The organism is Mucilaginibacter sp. (assembly GCF_028288185.1).
GTDB lineage: Bacteria > Bacteroidota > Bacteroidia > Sphingobacteriales > Sphingobacteriaceae > Mucilaginibacter.
Window position 1 is genome coordinate 1 of record NZ_JAQBOF010000009.1, and the last position, 17,480, is coordinate 17,480.

The 17,480-nt window shown below is 40.8% G+C and carries 18 protein-coding genes; 10 read left to right on the forward strand and 8 right to left on the reverse strand.

Annotated elements, in window-relative coordinates; all coding sequences use genetic code 11:
• The 4 genes from JWQ34_RS04265 to JWQ34_RS04280 all read left to right on the forward strand — a co-directional run.
• Positions 1-623 (forward strand): helix-turn-helix domain-containing protein (locus JWQ34_RS04265; protein ID WP_299354377.1); only part of this gene is annotated, 623 nt, incomplete at its 5' end.
• Positions 624-913: 290 nt separating this feature from the next.
• Complete coding sequence (locus JWQ34_RS04270) at positions 914-2,056, forward strand: response regulator (protein ID WP_299354380.1); 1,143 nt, start codon at positions 914-916, stop codon at positions 2,054-2,056.
• Positions 2,057-2,059: 3 nt separating this feature from the next.
• Entirely contained in the window at positions 2,060-2,392 is a 333-nt protein-coding gene (locus JWQ34_RS04275) for an STAS domain-containing protein (RefSeq protein WP_299354383.1), read from the forward strand.
• A gap of 9 nt (positions 2,393-2,401) precedes the next feature.
• Positions 2,402-2,941 (forward strand): hypothetical protein, encoded by a 540-nt coding sequence (locus JWQ34_RS04280; RefSeq protein WP_299354386.1) that lies wholly within the window; start codon positions 2,402-2,404, stop codon positions 2,939-2,941.
• A 40-nt stretch (positions 2,942-2,981) separates the two neighbouring features.
• Here the strand turns inward: JWQ34_RS04280 and JWQ34_RS04285 are convergent, their stop codons facing one another.
• Positions 2,982-4,238 carry an aminotransferase class I/II-fold pyridoxal phosphate-dependent enzyme gene (locus JWQ34_RS04285; protein WP_299354389.1) on the reverse strand — a complete coding sequence of 419 codons (1,257 nt, stop codon included), beginning with the start codon at positions 4,236-4,238 and terminating at the stop codon, positions 2,982-2,984.
• Positions 4,239-4,345: 107 nt separating this feature from the next.
• Positions 4,346-5,083, reverse strand: coding sequence for an acyl-CoA desaturase (locus JWQ34_RS04290; protein ID WP_299354392.1), 738 nt, complete (start codon positions 5,081-5,083; stop codon positions 4,346-4,348).
• Positions 5,084-5,332: 249 nt separating this feature from the next.
• On the opposite strand from JWQ34_RS04290, the gene JWQ34_RS04295 reads away from it, so the two are divergent.
• Together JWQ34_RS04295 and JWQ34_RS04300 are read left to right on the forward strand one after the other, a co-directional pair.
• On the forward strand, positions 5,333-6,697 hold the full coding sequence (locus tag JWQ34_RS04295) for a hypothetical protein (protein WP_299354395.1): 1,365 nt from the start codon (positions 5,333-5,335) through the stop codon (positions 6,695-6,697).
• 165 nt (positions 6,698-6,862) lie between these two features.
• Entirely contained in the window at positions 6,863-8,170 is a 1,308-nt protein-coding gene (locus JWQ34_RS04300) for an IPT/TIG domain-containing protein (RefSeq protein ID WP_299354398.1), read from the forward strand.
• 23 nt (positions 8,171-8,193) lie between these two features.
• On the opposite strand, the gene JWQ34_RS04305 is transcribed toward JWQ34_RS04300, so the two are convergent.
• The 6 genes from JWQ34_RS04305 to JWQ34_RS04330 form a co-directional block, all read right to left on the reverse strand.
• A complete protein-coding gene (locus JWQ34_RS04305) occupies positions 8,194-9,210 on the reverse strand; it encodes an LLM class flavin-dependent oxidoreductase (RefSeq protein ID WP_299354401.1) in 1,017 nt (338 codons plus the stop codon).
• An 88-nt stretch (positions 9,211-9,298) separates the two neighbouring features.
• Entirely contained in the window at positions 9,299-10,015 is a 717-nt protein-coding gene (locus JWQ34_RS04310) for a hypothetical protein (RefSeq protein WP_299354404.1), read from the reverse strand.
• A 95-nt stretch (positions 10,016-10,110) separates the two neighbouring features.
• Positions 10,111-10,572: a MaoC family dehydratase gene (locus JWQ34_RS04315; protein WP_299354407.1), complete on the reverse strand. Its 462-nt coding sequence runs from the start codon at positions 10,570-10,572 to the stop codon at positions 10,111-10,113.
• 188 nt (positions 10,573-10,760) lie between these two features.
• On the reverse strand, positions 10,761-13,031 hold the full coding sequence (locus JWQ34_RS04320; RefSeq protein ID WP_299354410.1) for a Tex family protein: 2,271 nt from the start codon (positions 13,029-13,031) through the stop codon (positions 10,761-10,763).
• Between the two features lie 83 nt (positions 13,032-13,114).
• A complete protein-coding gene (locus tag JWQ34_RS04325; protein ID WP_299354413.1) occupies positions 13,115-13,495 on the reverse strand; it encodes a DUF1801 domain-containing protein in 381 nt (126 codons plus the stop codon).
• A 227-nt stretch (positions 13,496-13,722) separates the two neighbouring features.
• Entirely contained in the window at positions 13,723-15,597 is a 1,875-nt protein-coding gene (locus JWQ34_RS04330) for a M1 family metallopeptidase (protein ID WP_299354415.1), read from the reverse strand.
• A gap of 161 nt (positions 15,598-15,758) precedes the next feature.
• On the opposite strand from JWQ34_RS04330, the gene JWQ34_RS04335 reads away from it, so the two are divergent.
• The 4 genes from JWQ34_RS04335 to rpsB form a co-directional block, all read left to right on the forward strand.
• Positions 15,759-16,145, forward strand: coding sequence for a DUF4359 domain-containing protein (locus tag JWQ34_RS04335; RefSeq protein WP_299354418.1), 387 nt, complete (start codon positions 15,759-15,761; stop codon positions 16,143-16,145).
• Between the two features lie 201 nt (positions 16,146-16,346).
• Complete coding sequence (gene rplM, locus JWQ34_RS04340; protein ID WP_299354421.1) at positions 16,347-16,784, forward strand: 50S ribosomal protein L13; 438 nt, start codon at positions 16,347-16,349, stop codon at positions 16,782-16,784.
• A 25-nt stretch (positions 16,785-16,809) separates the two neighbouring features.
• A complete protein-coding gene (gene rpsI, locus JWQ34_RS04345) occupies positions 16,810-17,196 on the forward strand; it encodes a 30S ribosomal protein S9 (protein ID WP_299354424.1) in 387 nt (128 codons plus the stop codon).
• Positions 17,197-17,213: 17 nt separating this feature from the next.
• The coding region (gene rpsB, locus JWQ34_RS04350) for a 30S ribosomal protein S2 (protein WP_299354427.1) at positions 17,214-17,480 on the forward strand (267 nt) is incomplete at its 3' end.

A 17,480-nucleotide genomic window follows, 5' to 3' on the forward strand; every position in this document is an offset into this window, starting at 1 on the left:
AACAGCTTATTATTACATCAGATAAAGCACCTAAGGACCTTGCCGGTTTAGAGGAACGTTTGCTATCGCGTTTCAAATGGGGCCTTTCTGCCGATTTGCAGATCCCTGATCTGGAAACCCGTATGGCGATCTTGAAAAACAAGATTTATCAGGACGGTATCGAGTTATCAAACGATGTGGTAGAATATGTTGCTCACAACATAGATAATAACGTACGTGAGCTAGAAGGCGCCATGGTATCGTTATTGGCGCAATCAACCTTGAACCGTAAGGAGATAGATTTGAATTTGGCTAAGCAAATGCTGAAGAACTTTGTAAAAAATTCATCGAAAGAAATTTCGATGGAATACATACAGAATTTAGTTTGTGAGTATTTTGAAGTGCCAATTGATATGGTAAAATCACAAACCCGCAAGCGCGAGATCGTGCAGGCCCGTCAGATATCTATGTACCTGGCTAAGGCGCATACCAAAAGCTCATTAAAATCAATAGGTCATTTTTTTGGCGGTCGCGACCACTCAACCGTAATTTACGCTTGCCAAACAGTTGAAGATTTAATTGATACTGATAAAAAATTTAAAGGCTACGTAGCTGATATACAGAAGAAGCTAAAGATGTCATAACAAATACATCCCCTAATAATAATAAGGCGCCATTGTGAAGAGATTTGCAATGGCGCTTTTTTGTTGGGTGTTGGTATAGGATTAAGATTTATCGTTTATAAAGTTTGTAGCAGATGTAGCGGTGTAGCCCTACACTTGCTACAATTTTTAATTGAAATTGCTGCCGGTAAGAGAAGCAGGCATTCATTCATAAATGAAAAACTATTTAATATTATTTTTTATCAGGATTATTATTTAAAATTGATAGTTAATAAAGCATTAAACAAGCCCCCCAATATAATACCCCGATAATGGCTATTAGTAAACCCAAGCAGATATTACTTGTTGATGATGACCAGCTTTTTTTAAAGTTGATTGAGCAGGTGTTTAAAAAATCAGGGTTTAAATGTACTGTAGCACCATCGGCCGAGGCGGCGATTATATTATTGCAGGAAGGTACTAAGCCCGATATTATATTGTCTGACTACCTGATGCTTAAAATGAACGGCTTTGAGTTTAGGCGCTATTTAATGAACGATCCTGCATTTAAAGATATCCCGTTTGTTTTTTTAACCTTTTTCTCAGACAAGGACCTGGTTGAAAAAGGGCTTGACCTACAGGCTATTGATTATGTAATAAAAGATACGCCTATAAACGTAATTGTATCAAAAGTTAACAACATACTGTTTGCTGTTGATAAGCAGCGCGAGCTGTCAGAAAACGAAGTAAAGAAAGCAGCAAAATCACTTAACATCAAATCAATACCGGTTAAACCGCCGCAGATAAAAGAGTTTAGTGTTGATTTTTGGCATCAGGCATACCATGATATCCCCGGCGGCGATTTTATTGATTTTATAAAGGTTAACGATCGTTACAACTTTATTGTGCTGGGCGATATTATGGGCAAAAAGTGGATGGCCTGGTTCTTTACTTTTGGGTTTTTAAGCTATGTGCGGTCGGCGGTAAGGTTTGCAGCTTTTAATGAAGAATACTCGACCGCTAAAATTTTGCAGCAGGTAAATAGTATTATTTGTTTTGATGAGGTGTTGAAAGATATTTTATCAAGTTTATCTCTGCTGCTGATTGATAGCGAAACCAACCGCATTACTTATGCAGGTGCCGGCGATTTGCCTTTACTGCAATACAGCAATGAAACAGGCGAGTTGACCATGGTAAGCTCGTCAGGGTTGTTGTTAGGCTTATTTGAGGAAGGTAATTACAGTGAGAAGGAAATTGTTTTAAACCAAGGCGACAGGCTTTTTGTCTTTACCGATGGTATGATAGACTTTATTGATAAAACCGGCAAGAAAAGCGACTACAATCAATTTTCTAAAACTTTAAAGCCTTTTATGGAAAGAGAGAATAACTTTACGCATATAGCCAAGAGTTTGTTTACCGACAGTTTAAATGAACAGGTGGATGACCGAAGCATAATCAGCATATATAAAAATTAGAGTATGATTAAAGTATATAAAGAACTTAATAATATTTTGCTTGTTAATCTGAACATAAAAGAAGCCAGCCTTGAAAACGGAGATGCGTTTAAAGCCGAGGTTATCAAGCTTTTTGACAAATATCATAAATCAATTGCCATAAATATGAGCGCGGTTGAGTATATTGATAGTTCATTTTTAGGTTCGATCGTATCAGTTTTTAAACATTTAATATCTTTCCAGGCTGACGTTGTTTTAGTTGGCTTGAGTAAAGACATAACCAACCTGTTTGCTTTAACAAGGTTGGATAAGGTCTTTAAAATATATAATAGTTTTGATGAGATTACTAATCAGTAATAAAAATACATGGCACAATTAGCAAGTAAACAGTTTTTATTACCTAATACCAGGCAGTCAATAAAGGCATCGGTACAGGAAGTACTTGATTTTGTGATCAACAGCTTGCCTGCGGGTGTAAATACAGAAGGGATTAGCTTTAAAATTGAGGTTATAATAATTGAACTGTTAACCAATGGCATAAAACATGCCGGTACTATTGAAACATTTTTAGATGTCACCATTAACGAGGATAACATTAATATAGATAAGAAGGACTTTGGTAACCGTTTCCATCCGGGCAATATTACATCATTACTTGTTTATGACGTGGGCCACAAAGAGTTACTAACTAAAGATGGCTTGCATAGCATGTATGCCGTTGTTGAAAGCGATACCCAGATACGCTTTGTATGCGAAGAAGAAAACGGTGACGAAGTTTTGGATGTAAGTAATTTAATGGAGCATTTTGGTTTGCTTATCATTACCAAATCATCAGATACGTTTACTTATGAGTATGATGTAGACACCGGGCTAAATACTTTTAGCGTAATTATAGATCTAAACTAAATTTATGAATCCCGTTGTCCTTTAAACAACGGGATTTTTTTTATTTCAATTTCGCCAGCGCTTCTTTAATTCTTGGGATAGCCTGCTCAATATCCTCAAAAGTGCAGGCGCCTACCGAAGCACGGAACCAGTTTACATCATCGTCAGTACCAAAGGCAGAGAACGGTACAAAAGCAATTTTAGCTTCTTTTATCAAATAAAAATTAATATCAGCAGAGTCTTTAAGTACTGTACCGTCAGGAGTGATTTTACCGGTGTAATCTATTTTTAACGTTAGGTATATGGCTCCCATGGGGGCTATCGAGTCAACACTAAAGCCATCAGCCTTTAATTGCTGGAAACCATTATGTAATGAATTCAAGCTGGCTTGAATCCTTGATTTTAATTTATCAAGGTAGGCATTTACCTTATCGTCTTCCACAATATATTTAGCCATAGCAACCTGCTCTGCCTTAGGCGCCCATGCGCCCATGTGGCCCACAATGGCTTTCATGTTGTTGATGACACCTTCGGGTCCAAAACCCCAGCCAACGCGCACACCGGTAGCCGCAAAGCATTTAGAGGCGCCGTCAATAAATATAACATAATCCTTCAACTCGGGACGCAAAGTAACCGGATCGAAATGCTGATTATCGCCAAAGGTTAATTGCGAGTATATCTGATCGTATAAAAAGTAGAGTGGTTTTTCGTCTGAGCTGCGGGTTTTATTTTCGGCAATAACCATATCACAAATTTCTTCCAGATCCGTTTTATGGAACATGGTGCCGGTAGGGTTCAATGGTGAACATAGTGCTAATAAAGCAGCGCCTTTAATATGCGGGCGCAACTCGTCTGCCGTAGGCATAAAATTATTTTCGGCCCTGGTTTGTACCATTACGCCTTCGGCCTTTAGCAGATCGCAATAGTGGTTATTGTTCCATGACGGTGCCGGGAAAACAACTTTATCGCCCTCATCAACAACAGCCAGGTAGGTAGAGTAGATCAACGGCCTTGAGCCGCCCGATATTAAGATTTGGTTAGGCTTATAATCTAAACCCAAACGATTCTTTAAAAAAGTAGAAACACTTTCGCGCAGCAACAATACGCCATCAGCAGGCGGGTAGTTGGTTTGATTATCCTTATAAGCATCAACAATGCCTTGCTTTAATTCATCCGGGATAGGATAGATATTTGAGTCGTAATCGCCAATAGTTAGGTTGGCAATGTTTTGACCCTGGCGTTTTAACTCGTTGATTTCGCCGGCTATTTTAATAATTTCAGAACCGCGAAGGTTTTCGGCTAGTGAAGATACTTTCATTCTATTTAAGCTAAAAGGGTAAAGGTAAAAGCTGAAAGCTTGCCTTTACCCTTTATTAGTAATTTATCAGTTGAAAAGCTTTTGGCTTTGGCTTTTAAGCTTTCTGCTTAACCGGCAAGAGGCTTACGTAATTTAATTATCCTTACCCAATGCATAACTTTCATTACCGGGTAAACAGGGTCAAACTCAAACCATTTAGCGGCAAAGTTTGAATTATTAGGGCGTTTATGATGATTGTTTTGAAACAACTCGCCAAGCATTAGAAAATCTAACGGGAAAGAATTTTTTGACTTGTCCCCATTATCAAAGTTAGAGTAACCGTATTTATGGCCGCACCAGTTTACAATAGCGCCATGTATAGGCCCCATCATAAAGTGTATTGGTAATAATAAAAACATCCACCAATGGGTAGCAAAGGCAACGTAAAAAGCTATATAGCCAATACCAAATAATATACGTGATACAAAGGTCGATCCCCAGTAATCAACCAATCGCCACTCAGGATAGTTGCCTTTAAACTGAGCTTCGGGCTCTTTTAAGCGTTTTTCATACAACTTATAGCTCAACGCGGTGCGCCACATCATCTGGAAAACATCTCTGAAGAAATAAGGCGAATGCGGATCCTTTTCGGTATCGCTATAAGCATGATGCTCGCGGTGCATAATTGCATAAGCGCGCGGGTTTAAATAAGACGAACCTTGGCAAATAAACGTAAGCATGTGGAAAATACGCTCGTTAATTTTATGGGTGCTAAACATTTTGTGTGAAGCATAACGATGCAGAAAAAATGTTTGAAAAAATAGCGACAGGAACCAGTGCGCCAGGAAAAATATGAGTATGATCACGAATGATATGGATTTGAATATATTATAATAACGGCAAAGATACGATTTAAGTTTTTACTGCTAATAAACTAATGTTAATTTATCCTTACATAAAGGTGCCACTACGCCTGCTGAAGATACTTAGTGTATTGAAATTCAAAATATTACTGACTTATTCGTCAGTATTTGTTGTAGCATGTTTGAATGATTAAAAAACTCTGTATATTCACCTAAAATACCTGAACCAATAACCACAAACCAAATAAAGCGATGAAAACTAGTAACTTAAGATGGCGAAAAATAGCTATTACGCTTAGTGTAATAGTGCTTTCTGTTGTTATAAACGGGTGTAAAAAAGATTACACTAAAGAGCTCCATAATGCTTATGTAGATGGCATTCCAAACCCGCCGCCTACTGTTGCAATACCTGTAATGAACAGTATTCAACCATCCAGTGCTTTACCTAATAGTGTAATAAGCATTATTGGTTATAACTTCGATCCATTGTTTTCAAATAATACCATAACAATAAACGGTGTGCCCGCTACGATTAATTCAATTAATACGCTAGTAGTAAACGGTGTATCCGCTATTACAGGTAATTCTATTCCAATTACAGAGATATTGGTAACAGTACCGGCAAACGCTACAACGGGTCCCATTGTGCTTAAAAGCGGTGCCACCGTACTTACTTCAACAACCAACCTTACTGTAACCAGTGGTACGGTAAGCACCTTTAAAGATTTGGGTACAACAACCCTAAGGCATATCATAATTGATGCATCAGGTAATATTTTTGGTGATGATGGAGCTAAATCAATTTATAAAATCGCTGTAGGCGGTACTGTAAGTTTAGTTGCGGGTGGTGCTAATAGTAATGCTTTTAAAAGTATTTGGGGTACGGTTGGTGATCAGCTTGGTAATTTGTATGTGCCGGATCGTGGAGGTCATAATATTGTTAGAGTAACGCCCGAAGGAATAGTAAGCTCATTTGCGGGTAATGGTACCGACGCCATTGCGGATGGAGGCGGTAATGCAGCCAGGTTTAGCTCTCCTACTGGTATTGCCATTGATCAATCAAATAACCTATATGTTAATGATACACACCGTGTGCGCAAAATATCTAACGCTGGTTTGGTTACTACTATAGCCGGTAGCGCAACAGATGGCAGTGTTGACGGAACCGGCGCTACAGCCCAATTTGGTACGCTGGAAGGCATAGCGGTAGATGCTAACAACAACATATATGTTAGCGACACCAAATATAAAAAGATACGTAAAATAACTCCCGATGGTGTTGTTACCACATTAGCGGGTAGTGGTACGCAAGGTTTTGCAAATGGCCCGGGTGCCGCCGCGCAATTTAATAACCCCCATGGGTTAGCAGTAGACGCAGCCGGGAATGTTTTTGTTTCTGATGAAAATTATTTGCTGCCTATGTTTTCAATAAGAATGATTAATAGATTGGGTGTAGTAACTACCTTATTGACTGGTACATCCAATACGGGTGTTATTAACGGCCCGCTAGCCACAGCCTCTACAAATTTCCCTGATGGAATGACTATAGATGTATTGGGCAATTTATACATTGCAAATACAGGTGCAAACACCATTAGTAAAGTAACTATTAAATAATAAGTCTAAACCTTTAACAATAATAAACCTAAACCTTACATTAAACAACCGTTTAAGCCTAAAAGCTTAAACGGCTGTTTTGTAAATAATGTATAGCAAACTATGGTTAATGCTTTTTATTTAAAAATTAAAGCTAACTTGTAATAAATAATAAACCTCCTTCCATTGAAAAATCTTTACTGCAAAACACATTTCAGTTTTATAATAGCTTTGTTGCTGGTTAGTTTTATAAGCAGTTGCGCAAAAAAAGCAACTACTACGCCTAACTCAACACCTGATGGTGATTCGGGTGTTATTAATGTGCCAGACCCCGTAATATATGGCATTAGCCCTCAAAGTGGGTTACCTAATACGGTTATTAAAATTTCGGGTTCAAGTTTTAATACCACGCCGGGTAGTACCATCGTGTATTTAAATGATTTGCAGATGCCTATCAGTTCCATTACCTCAACCCAAATTACGGTTACGGTTCCTGCAACTGCTAATTCTGGGCAGTTGGTACTTAGAACTGGTACGGCTCAATTGCAGTCGCCGGTTAGTTTTACGGTAATGTATGGTACGGTTGATGATTTTATATCAATTGGTGGCGGCAACCAGTTAAAACATTTGGCCTTAGATAGGCAGGAAAACGCATTCAGTGATAACGGTACCAGTATCTATAAAATATTATCAGATGGGCGCACCCAACCGATTACCAGTTCAACCGGTGATTTTAAGGCAATAGCAGATTTTACAATTTTAGCTATAGGTGATATGTATGTAGCTAATGCCGGCAACTTTAACATTGTTAAAATAACTCCTGATAAAACAGCAACTGTTTTTGCAGGCAATGGTACCCAGGGTTATGCGGATGGTACCGGAACGGCCGCTAAGTTTAGCGCTATTACCGGGATAACCCATGATGTATTAGGGAACCTATATGTTAATGACGCGCATAGGGTGCGCAAAATATCTACTGCAGGTGTAGTAACCACTATTGCCGGAAATGGAACTGACGGTTACGCTAACGGAAAAGGCGCTGATGCGCAGTTTGGTAATTTAGAAGGTATAGCTATTGATGATGAAGGCACAATTTATGTTACCGATCGCGAATTTAGAAACATACGTCGCATATCGGCAGATGGGGTAGTAACAACCCTGGCAGGCAGCGGTGCAACTGGCCTTGTTGACGGCGCGGGTGTCGCGGCGCAGTTTACTAACCCAAGGCAATTAGCAATTGATCTGGCAGGCAATATTTGGGTAACCGATGAAAATCCGTCACTGCCGGTTTACGAAGTGCGCGAAATTAATAAACTGGGCTTAGTAACCACTTTTATAAAAGGGACATCAAATGCAGGTGTGCTTACCGGGCCGGCATTTAGTGCGTCAGTAAATTCTCCGCTGGGAATGATGTTTGATCCGGCAGGTAATTTATATATTGCAAATACAGGCGCACGTGTAATTAGTAAAGTAACTTTTTATGCTATAAAGTAATAAGGGGTTATTAGCTGGTAGGCTTATTGATTTACCCCAAACATATCTGCCAGCAATTTATATGATCGCAGCCTGTCGTCAAAATCCTCTGCAATGGTTACAGCAATAATTTCATCAACACCATAGCTTTCGGCAAGTTGGTTTAGTCGGGTTTTTACCATAGCCGGTGTACCGGCAACTACCCGTTGGCGGTTGTAACGTATGCGGTCCTGCTCATGCAGGGTGTATTCGATATCTTTTATCTCCTCATAACCAAATGGCGATAAGCCCAGGCCTCTTTCAAACTGTATGAAACGATGGTCCATCACGGCTTTGTGCTTCATTACTTTCTCTTCATCGTCCGAACAGAAAACAAATATGGCCATGTTGGCTTCGGGTTGTTCCAGATCTTGTGATGGCTGAAATTTGTCTTTATACAATTGCACCGCCTGCGGCCCACCAACCGGATTAATAAAATGGGCAAACGCCAGGCCCATGCCAAAATGCGCAGCAAATAATCCGCTTTGCCCGCTCGAACTTAACAGCCACATAGCAGGTACAGTTTTTACCTGCGGTATAGCGCGTATTTTTTGCTGTATGGTACCCGGCTCGGCGGTGTCATGGAAATAGTTGCGCAGGTCTGCCAGTTGTTCCATAAAATCCTGCTCGGCAAAATGGTTTGATGGATTAAGTATGGATGCTGTGATGCGGTCGGTACCCGGCGCGCGGCCCATGCCCAGGTCTACCCTGCCGGGGGCCAATGCTTCCAGCATCCTGAAATTTTCGGCAACCTTTAAGGTGCTATGGTTAGGCATCATTACTCCACCCGAACCCACCCGAATGTTTGTTGTTTGCGATGCCAGGTAGGCTATTAATACCTCGGGGGTGGACCCGGCCAGGCTGCCAGTATTATGATGTTCTGATACCCAAAAACGGGTATAGCCCAATTGGTCTGTATATTTTGCTAACGCGATGGTTTCCTGCACAGCTTGCTCGGCAGTAACACCTTTACGGATGGGGGATTGGTCTAATACGCTTAGGCGGATTTGATTTGTGTTCATGGATATATTAAAACACAAAAGTACGCACACCTTTAGCGAAGAAGGAGAGTCAGGGTAGTATTATGGCACTGAGGTTACAGACGGCTTATTACTTTACAGTATAATCAGTTATAATATTGTTACTGGTAGTAGTAGAGAACTGTATGTTTTTTGTGTAGATCCGGATTATGCCTATACCTTTAGCAATATAATAGTCCATATTTTGAAAGGTTGAAAAACCGGTACCCGTATCATACTGCAAAAGTAATTGCGTATGTGTAACGTTAGTAAATGTTTTACCTGCCAGTGTTATACTAATATCTTTCTCTATAATTGAGCCAACAATTTGTGCAGGGGTACCATTTATCTTGCCACTGTCTGTTATTGGCGAAGTCCATGTAACACCAACAGCTGCATTATCTTTTAAATATACATATTCTACTACAACGTCCGGGGATATAAGGTTGCTTCTGTAGCTATAAGTATTATTGCCATGATAAAAGTAAACGTAACCTTTCATGGTATCGACAACACTGTTGGCTGTATAGTAAACTTTATTGTTAATTGTTATTGTAGCACCAGTCATGGTGGTAGTTTGAAGTTCTGTCATGTTAACAGGGGGCTGGGCCTGTGTGTTCATTATAGTTGCAGAATATTTCCAGTAGGTGCCTTTTGTGGCCGGCTGGTAACTATCGACAGTATTACCAGAGGTGCCGCCAGTAGTTTTTAAACTATCGGCACCGCCTGGAGAAACAGACTTATCTAATTTACACCCTAATGCAACAAACATTAGCGCATATAAAAAAAGTGTAACTTTCTTTATCATGAAAATAGGCATTGGTAATTGATTGACAATAAAAGGTTTATCAAATTTAGCATATTATTTGATAAAACAAATATCACCCCAAAAACTAGCCCGGGTTACGATATAAAGTGATATAAAAATACTACTGCCCCCGTATAAGCCGGTTTTTTCTCACCTTCAATTTCCATAGTTACACCAATTGTAGCTTTAGTAATACCCCTTAAATTGGCAATCGAATCAAGTTTGGCAATAAGCCTCACGCGGCTTTCAACCACTACAGGTTGGGCAAAGCGGATGTTTTCAATACCGTAATTAATCAACATTTTAAGGTTTCGTACATCAGCGATCTGATGCCAGAAATAGGGCAACAGCGATACGGTTAAATAGCCATGCGCAATGGTGGCATTAAACGGACTTTCAATTTTGGCTCTTTCGGGGTCGGTATGTATCCATTGATGATCTATTGTCGACTCGGCAAACTGGTTTATCTGTAGCTGGGTAATGGTATGCCAGTCTGATACACCGATTTCCTGACCTAAAAGCGCTTCAAATTCGGCGTGGTTTTCTATAATCTTCATGGATCAATGCTAAAGTTTTAAATAATTAGTTTTGTAAATATAATAAACCGGGCGAAAAAGTAAACGTTTGTAAAAAAATCAGCTGATTAATGAGGCAAGCGTGCTAAACTCAGTATGGAACACCCACAAAAAAAGGATAATTTATAGACTTACGAAGTTTCAAAAACTTCGTAAGTCTTAATATTTGCCTACTTAAACAGATTCTTCAAAGCTGCCAACTTAATCGCCATATCGGTTTCAAGCTCCGGCTCTTTCTTTTTTGGCGGATTATAAGCCGGCTTTGCAGGCTGATGCTGTTTTACAGGCGCGGCCGGACGGTGCTCTTTTTTAGGCTCATCAGTTTTCATGGATAAGGAGATACGCTTGCGGGCCACATCAACCTCGGTAACGGTAACCTCAACCTGCTGATGAACTTTTAGCACCTCGTTAGGATCTTTAATGAAACGGTTGGTGATCTGGCTTAAATGTACCAGTCCATCCTGGTGTACGCCAATATCAACAAATGCCCCAAAGTTGGTAATGTTGGTTACTATGCCCGGCAGCCTCATGCCTGCTTTCAGGTCTGTAATACTGTTTACACCATCGGTAAAGCTAAAGGCTTCAAACTTTTCGCGCGGGTCGCGGCCCGGTTTGGCCAGCTCGGCCATAATATCAGTCAGCGTTGGTAAGCCTACTGTATCGGTAATATATTTTTGTAATGGGATGCTTTGGCGCAGCTTATCGTCATGAATCAGATCCTTAACCGTACAACCTTTATCTTTAGCTATTTGGGCTACCAGCGGATAACGTTCAGGGTGGACAGCGCTTGCGTCCAAAGGGTTTGCGGCATTATGGATACGTAAAAATCCGGCTGCTTGCTCAAAAGCTTTATCGCCCAGTCGTGGTACTTTTTTTAGCTGGTCGCGGTGTTTAAATGCGCCGTTTTCGTCACGGTATTCAACGATCTTTTGAGCCAGTTGCGGACCTAAACCCGATACATACGAAAGGATCTGTTTCGATGCGGTATTCAACTCCACACCAACCGCGTTAACGCAGCTAATTACGGTATCATCTAACGATGCCTGCAATTTATTCTGGTCCACATCATGCTGGTATTGCCCAACACCTATGGATTTTGGATCGATCTTCACCAATTCGGCCAACGGGTCCATCAAGCGACGACCAATAGATACAGCACCCCTAACAGTAACGTCCTTATCCGGAAATTCCTCGCGCGCCACATCAGATGCCGAGTAGATTGAAGCACCACTTTCATTTACCATAACTATTTCTACGCCCGGCAAATTCAGCTTGCGAATAAATAGTTCTGTTTCTCTGCCTGCAGTACCGTTGCCAATTGCTATGGCTTGTATATTATATTTTTCAAATAAATGTCCGATGGTTTTCTCTGCCTCTTTAGCCTGCCCTGCACCGGTATGCGGGAATACAGCGGTATACTCTAACAACTTACCCTGCTCATCCAAACAAACCACCTTACAACCCGTACGGAAACCCGGATCGACAGCCATAGTGCGTTTTTGACCCAGCGGTGCCGCTAATAACAACTGACGCGCGTTCTCTGCAAACACACGGATGGCTTCTTCATCAGCTTTCTTTTTGGTTAGCAGGCGCACCTCTGTTTCCATTGATGGGCGCAGCAGGCGCTTATAGCCATCGGCAATAGCTTGTTTAACCTGGTCGGCAGCAATATTGTTTCCTGTTATAAATGCTTTTTCTAATTGATCTACAGCCTCTTCCTCGGGTGGTAATACATCTAAATAAAGAATCTCCTCTTTCTCGCCGCGGCGCATGGCCAGTATCCGATGTGATGGTGCCGATTTTACGGGCTCTTCCCACTCAAAGTAATCTTTGTATTTAATGCCCTCGGTTTCTTTACCGGTAATAACCCGACTTTTAAATGAGCCTTTGCCCATAAACAGCTCACGTATTTTTGTACGTACAACGGCATCTTCACTTATATGTTCGGCAATAATGTCCCGTGCGCCGCCCAGGGCTTCCTCAATGCTGGTAACTCCTTTTTCTTCAGAGATATATTTTTCGGCCTCGGCCTCCACATCAAATTTGTTTTGCGCGAAGATCAGATCGGCCAACGGTTGTAAGCCTTTCTCGCGGGCAGTGGTAGCGCGGGTTTTACGTTTAGGGCGATAGGGAAGGTAAATATCTTCCAGCAATACCATTGTCTCGGCGGCGTTTATTTGCGCCTGTAGCTCGGGCGTTAGCTTGCCCATTTCGGTTAACGAGTTTAATATGGCTTCGCGGCGTTTATCCAGATCGCGTAATTGTTGTATCCTGTCACGAATGCCGGCTACCTGTACCTCGTCTAAACTCCCGGTTAATTCTTTACGGTATCGGGAAATGAAGGGTACGGTTGCGCCTTCGTCCAATAAACTAACGGTTGCGGTAACTTGCTTTTCGGCTATTGAAAATTCGGCAGCTAATTTTTTATGGTGTGCAATCATATATTTTTATTCGGATAGCGAAAATCGGGTTATGGGTTGGAATGTCAAAGGGGTGTTGGTAACTAAAACTAAGATTTGTTGGATTAGAGGATTTTAGGATTGCTTTTTCTTTTCTCCGAATTCTTTTCCACCCTGTATTTTACAATCCTGGTGATCAGATCTAGTGGCAAGGGTTTATTTATCGGAAATTGCAGTGTGCCTTTACCGGTTTCGTATTTAGCCGTCTCTTCTTTAAACGCTTCTATACCCATTGGTGCCGGGTAAAAGCCGATATGGTTTTTATAGCCGCCAAAATGCACTAAGTTGCCGTTAAGTGTGAATGTGGGTATAGCGTATTTAATGGCCTCTTTAGCATCGGGCGCGGCAGTTTGGATGGTTGCCCGTATGGTTTGTAATAGCTCCTGTACATTCTCAGGATAACCTGCTATGTAGTCGTCTATACTTTTTGCTTGCTGGCCTTTCATGGTCTTGGTTCTTATGATAATACAAATCTAATAGCTGATCATCAAATAGATGGTGTGCGAAAAAGACATTTTTAGGGGTTGGATGCGACAAAAAAGCCCCTTCATTTTGAGAGAAGAGGCTTTTGTCGCGGGGGGTGTCATGCTGAGGTACTCGAAGCATGAAGGCAAAGGCCTTTACGCTCACCCTTCGAGTGCCTCAGGATGACACCCTTGTGTTGATTGTTACATTACTTACTCCATTTATTATTACTCTCATCAGCATCCATAAAAATGCCGCCATCTATGGTTATAGATTTTGCAACTTTTTTAGCGTTAACAGTAATTGATATTTGTTTTTGGTCTTTCTCCCACACCCCGGCAGTTACATGCGTGCTTTGGGTAGTACCATCTGCATAAGTTAATACAACATCAAATGGCACTGCAAATCCGCCTATATTTTTGATTGATAATTTATAACCGCCCACAATAGCTTTTATATCTTCCAAACCAAGATCTATATAACCATTGGTAAAAAACCAGTTGTTGAAGAACCAGTTTAAATTTTTGCCAGAGCCCGCGTTCATCGAATTAAAATAATCCCAGGGGATAGGGTGCTTTCCGTGCCAGTTATCCATATAAGTATGCAATGCCTTTTTAAATAGTGCATCGCCTAACATATCCTTTAAAGCCAGGTAGCTTAATGATGGTTTGCCGTAAGCATTATTGCCATAACCATTGCGTTGCTCGCTGCTGGGGGTGATGATCGGCAGGTCCTCGGCAGTTGATGGGTCATGGATATATTGTTCAACACGGAATTTTTTATAGAAGTCATCGGCTTTCTTTTTGCCATTCTCGGCAGTGCCTATTAGTAGTTCAAACGTGGTTGCCCAGCCCTCGTCCATAAAGGCGTAACGGCTTTCGTTAATACCCATATAGAACGGGAAATAAGTATGGGCAATCTCATGGTCCTGTACCAATTGTGCGAAGCCAATATCATCCTGGTGGCTATCGTTCACCATCATTGGGTATTCCATATCAGCAAAGCCCTGGAAAACTGTCATTTTAGGAAACGGATAAGGCACTCCCGGCCAGTTATGCGAGAACCAGCCCAATGCATTGCGGCTAAATTGTACCGAACGATGAAAGTCTGCCGATTTATCAGGGTAAGCCGCCTGCACACTGGCTAAACGATGCGTTGCATCATCAACCAACACGCTTGCACCGTCCCAGTTATAATGGTCGCTTACGCCTACAGTCATGTCCGAAATATTGTTAGCGGTCCACGTCCAGGTGTTAGTAGTATTTTGCGCGGTAATGTTTTTGGCAGCAAGGTCGGCAGGAGTAGCAATATGTATGGTGCTATCGCTGGTCATTGATGTTTGCAGTCGTTTGGCAAACTCGGGCTGTAAAACCTGGTTAGGGTTTTGTAATGTACCTGTGCTCCATACAATAAAATTTTTAGGAACGGTTACATTAAGGGTGTAATTGTTAAAATCGTTATAAAACTCTTGCGCATCAAGGAAGGGTAAAGTATCCCAGCCATTATAATCATCATACACAGATACCCGCGGATAAAAATAAGCCAGGAAGAAAGTGGTAGAATCAATAACACCTTCGCGGTTACTTTCTTTAGATAGGTCAAAATGCCAGTCGATATTTAGTTTTACAGAATCGTGCGGCATTAATGGTTTGGCTAAAGCTATGGCCTGGTTGGTGCCTGCGGCCAGATCATTGTTCCAGTTGCGTCTAACGTCATTAACCACAATTTTGTCTATCTGTATGCCCGATGTCAGATAATCAGCGCTAGCACCGCCAAAACGGGCCACGCCGGGGCGGTGGATGTTTAATATCAGTTTCATGTTCAGCCTTTTTAATGTATCAGGGCTGTTGTTGATGTACGTGATTTGCTCAACACCTTTTACCAAACGGCTGGGCGGCTCCATACTGATGGCGATGTTATAATTGCCGGTATTTTGCCAGTAGTTTTTGCCGGGTTTGCCGCTCATATCGCGGGTGCCTTTTTTAAAGGCTTTTTGTATATCGCGTGGCATATACAGGCTTTGTGCGTTTGCCTGTGCCAAAAACAAGCATAATAAGGCCGAAAGTGAAAATGATTTTAACATTTAATAGCAGTTAAATAATGAATCAGTTAATGAGGTGTAAAAGTAGTAATTACTACTTTGATATTTTGGGGAGGGAAATGTTACAAATAGTAGAATTAAAACTGTTGGTTTGAAGTGAAATAAATATTATTTTGCGTACAAAAAACTAAACCTAACCCGCAATGAAAAAAAGCTACCTAACCCTTATCGTGATTCTGCTGATCCTGTCAGTAGCTATCTTTACTAACCCTAATCTGGCCCGACACAAAGAAGTTGTAAAAACAGAACTTAACATGTACATGCAGAAAGCCGTGAAAGACGAGATGAAGGGCGGCAGATCAGAAATGATAGGTCAAGCCTTCGGCGCCTTGTTAGGCGGTGCGTTGGTTGACAGGATGATTGATAGTATTGTTAGCACAGATAATTATTTAATATTCTCCACTACTAAAGTTACCTGGGAAGGCAAGTCGAGAGTGATAGGCATTGGTATTTTTGGCAATGTATATATCACCGGTAAATTAAAGGAAGCAATGGCACAGAACACGTCTGTAGACAATAGTAGGCCCTGATAAGTAATTTCCTTGTTTATTAACTGGAGAACAAGCTCATCGCATACAGCAAAATCCATTAGTTGTGGTATTAGAATTTAAGCCATTGCTTTTTTCAATGTTTTTCTATTCATCCACTTGCAAATAAAACAAATAAGCGTATCTTTGCAGTCCCTAAAAAGAGGGGTATAATAAACATTTATTTAATTTAATTAAAAGCAAGTGAATACGTTAAGTTACAAAACTGTCTCAGCCAACAAAAAAACAGTTAACAAACAGTGGGTTGTTGTTGACGCGGAAGGCGAGATTTTGGGGCGCTTGTCTACAAGGATCGCAATGATCATTCGTGGAAAAAACAAGCCTGATTTTACCCCAAACGTAGACTGTGGTGATAATGTAATAGTTATCAACGCAGACAAGGTAAAGTTGACCGGTAATAAATTCAGCGAGAAACAATATGTTTCTTACACTGGATATCCAGGTGGTCAACGTTTCATTTCTCCTAAGGAGTTAATGGCAAAGCATCCAACACGTGTAATTGAAAAAGCGGTGCGTGGTATGTTACCTAAAAGTCGTTTGGGCAAAGCATTGTTTGGCAATTTGCATGTATATGCAGGTGGTGAGCATCCTCATGAAGCACAAAACCCGAAAGCTATTTAACCATTAAAAACTAAGGAAAAAAGAAATGCCAACAACTAACACTTCAGGCAGAAGAAAAACAGCCGTTGCACGTATCTACCTTACAGATGGTAGCGGTGCAATTACCGTAAACGGTAAAGATTACAAAGAATACTTCCCTACATTGCCATTGCAATACATCGTTACTCAATCAACTGAGGTTTCTGGTTCAACCGGATTATATGATGTTAAAGTTAATGTTGCAGGTGGTGGTGTAAAAGGACAGGCAGAAGCCGTTCGTTTAGCTATTGCGAAAGCTATTGTTGAACTCGATGCTGATAAGAAGCCTTCATTGCGCGCTAAAGGTTTAATGACACGTGATAACCGTATGGTTGAGCGTAAAAAACCAGGTCGCAAGAAAGCACGTAAGAAATTCCAATTCAGTAAACGATAATTTAAGGAGACAACAAAATGGCAAGAACAACATACGACGAGTTACTGGATGCTGGTGTACACTTTGGTCACCTTACCCGCAAATGGGATCCTAAAATGTCACAGTACATTTTTATGGAGCGCAACGGTATACACATTATCGATCTAAATAAAACCTTATCAAAGGTTGAAGAAGCTGCTGCAGCTATAAAACAAATTGTAAAATCAGGACGTAAAGTATTATTCGTAGCTACAAAGAAACAAGCGAAAGATATTGTTGCTGAATATTCAAAAACAGTAAACATG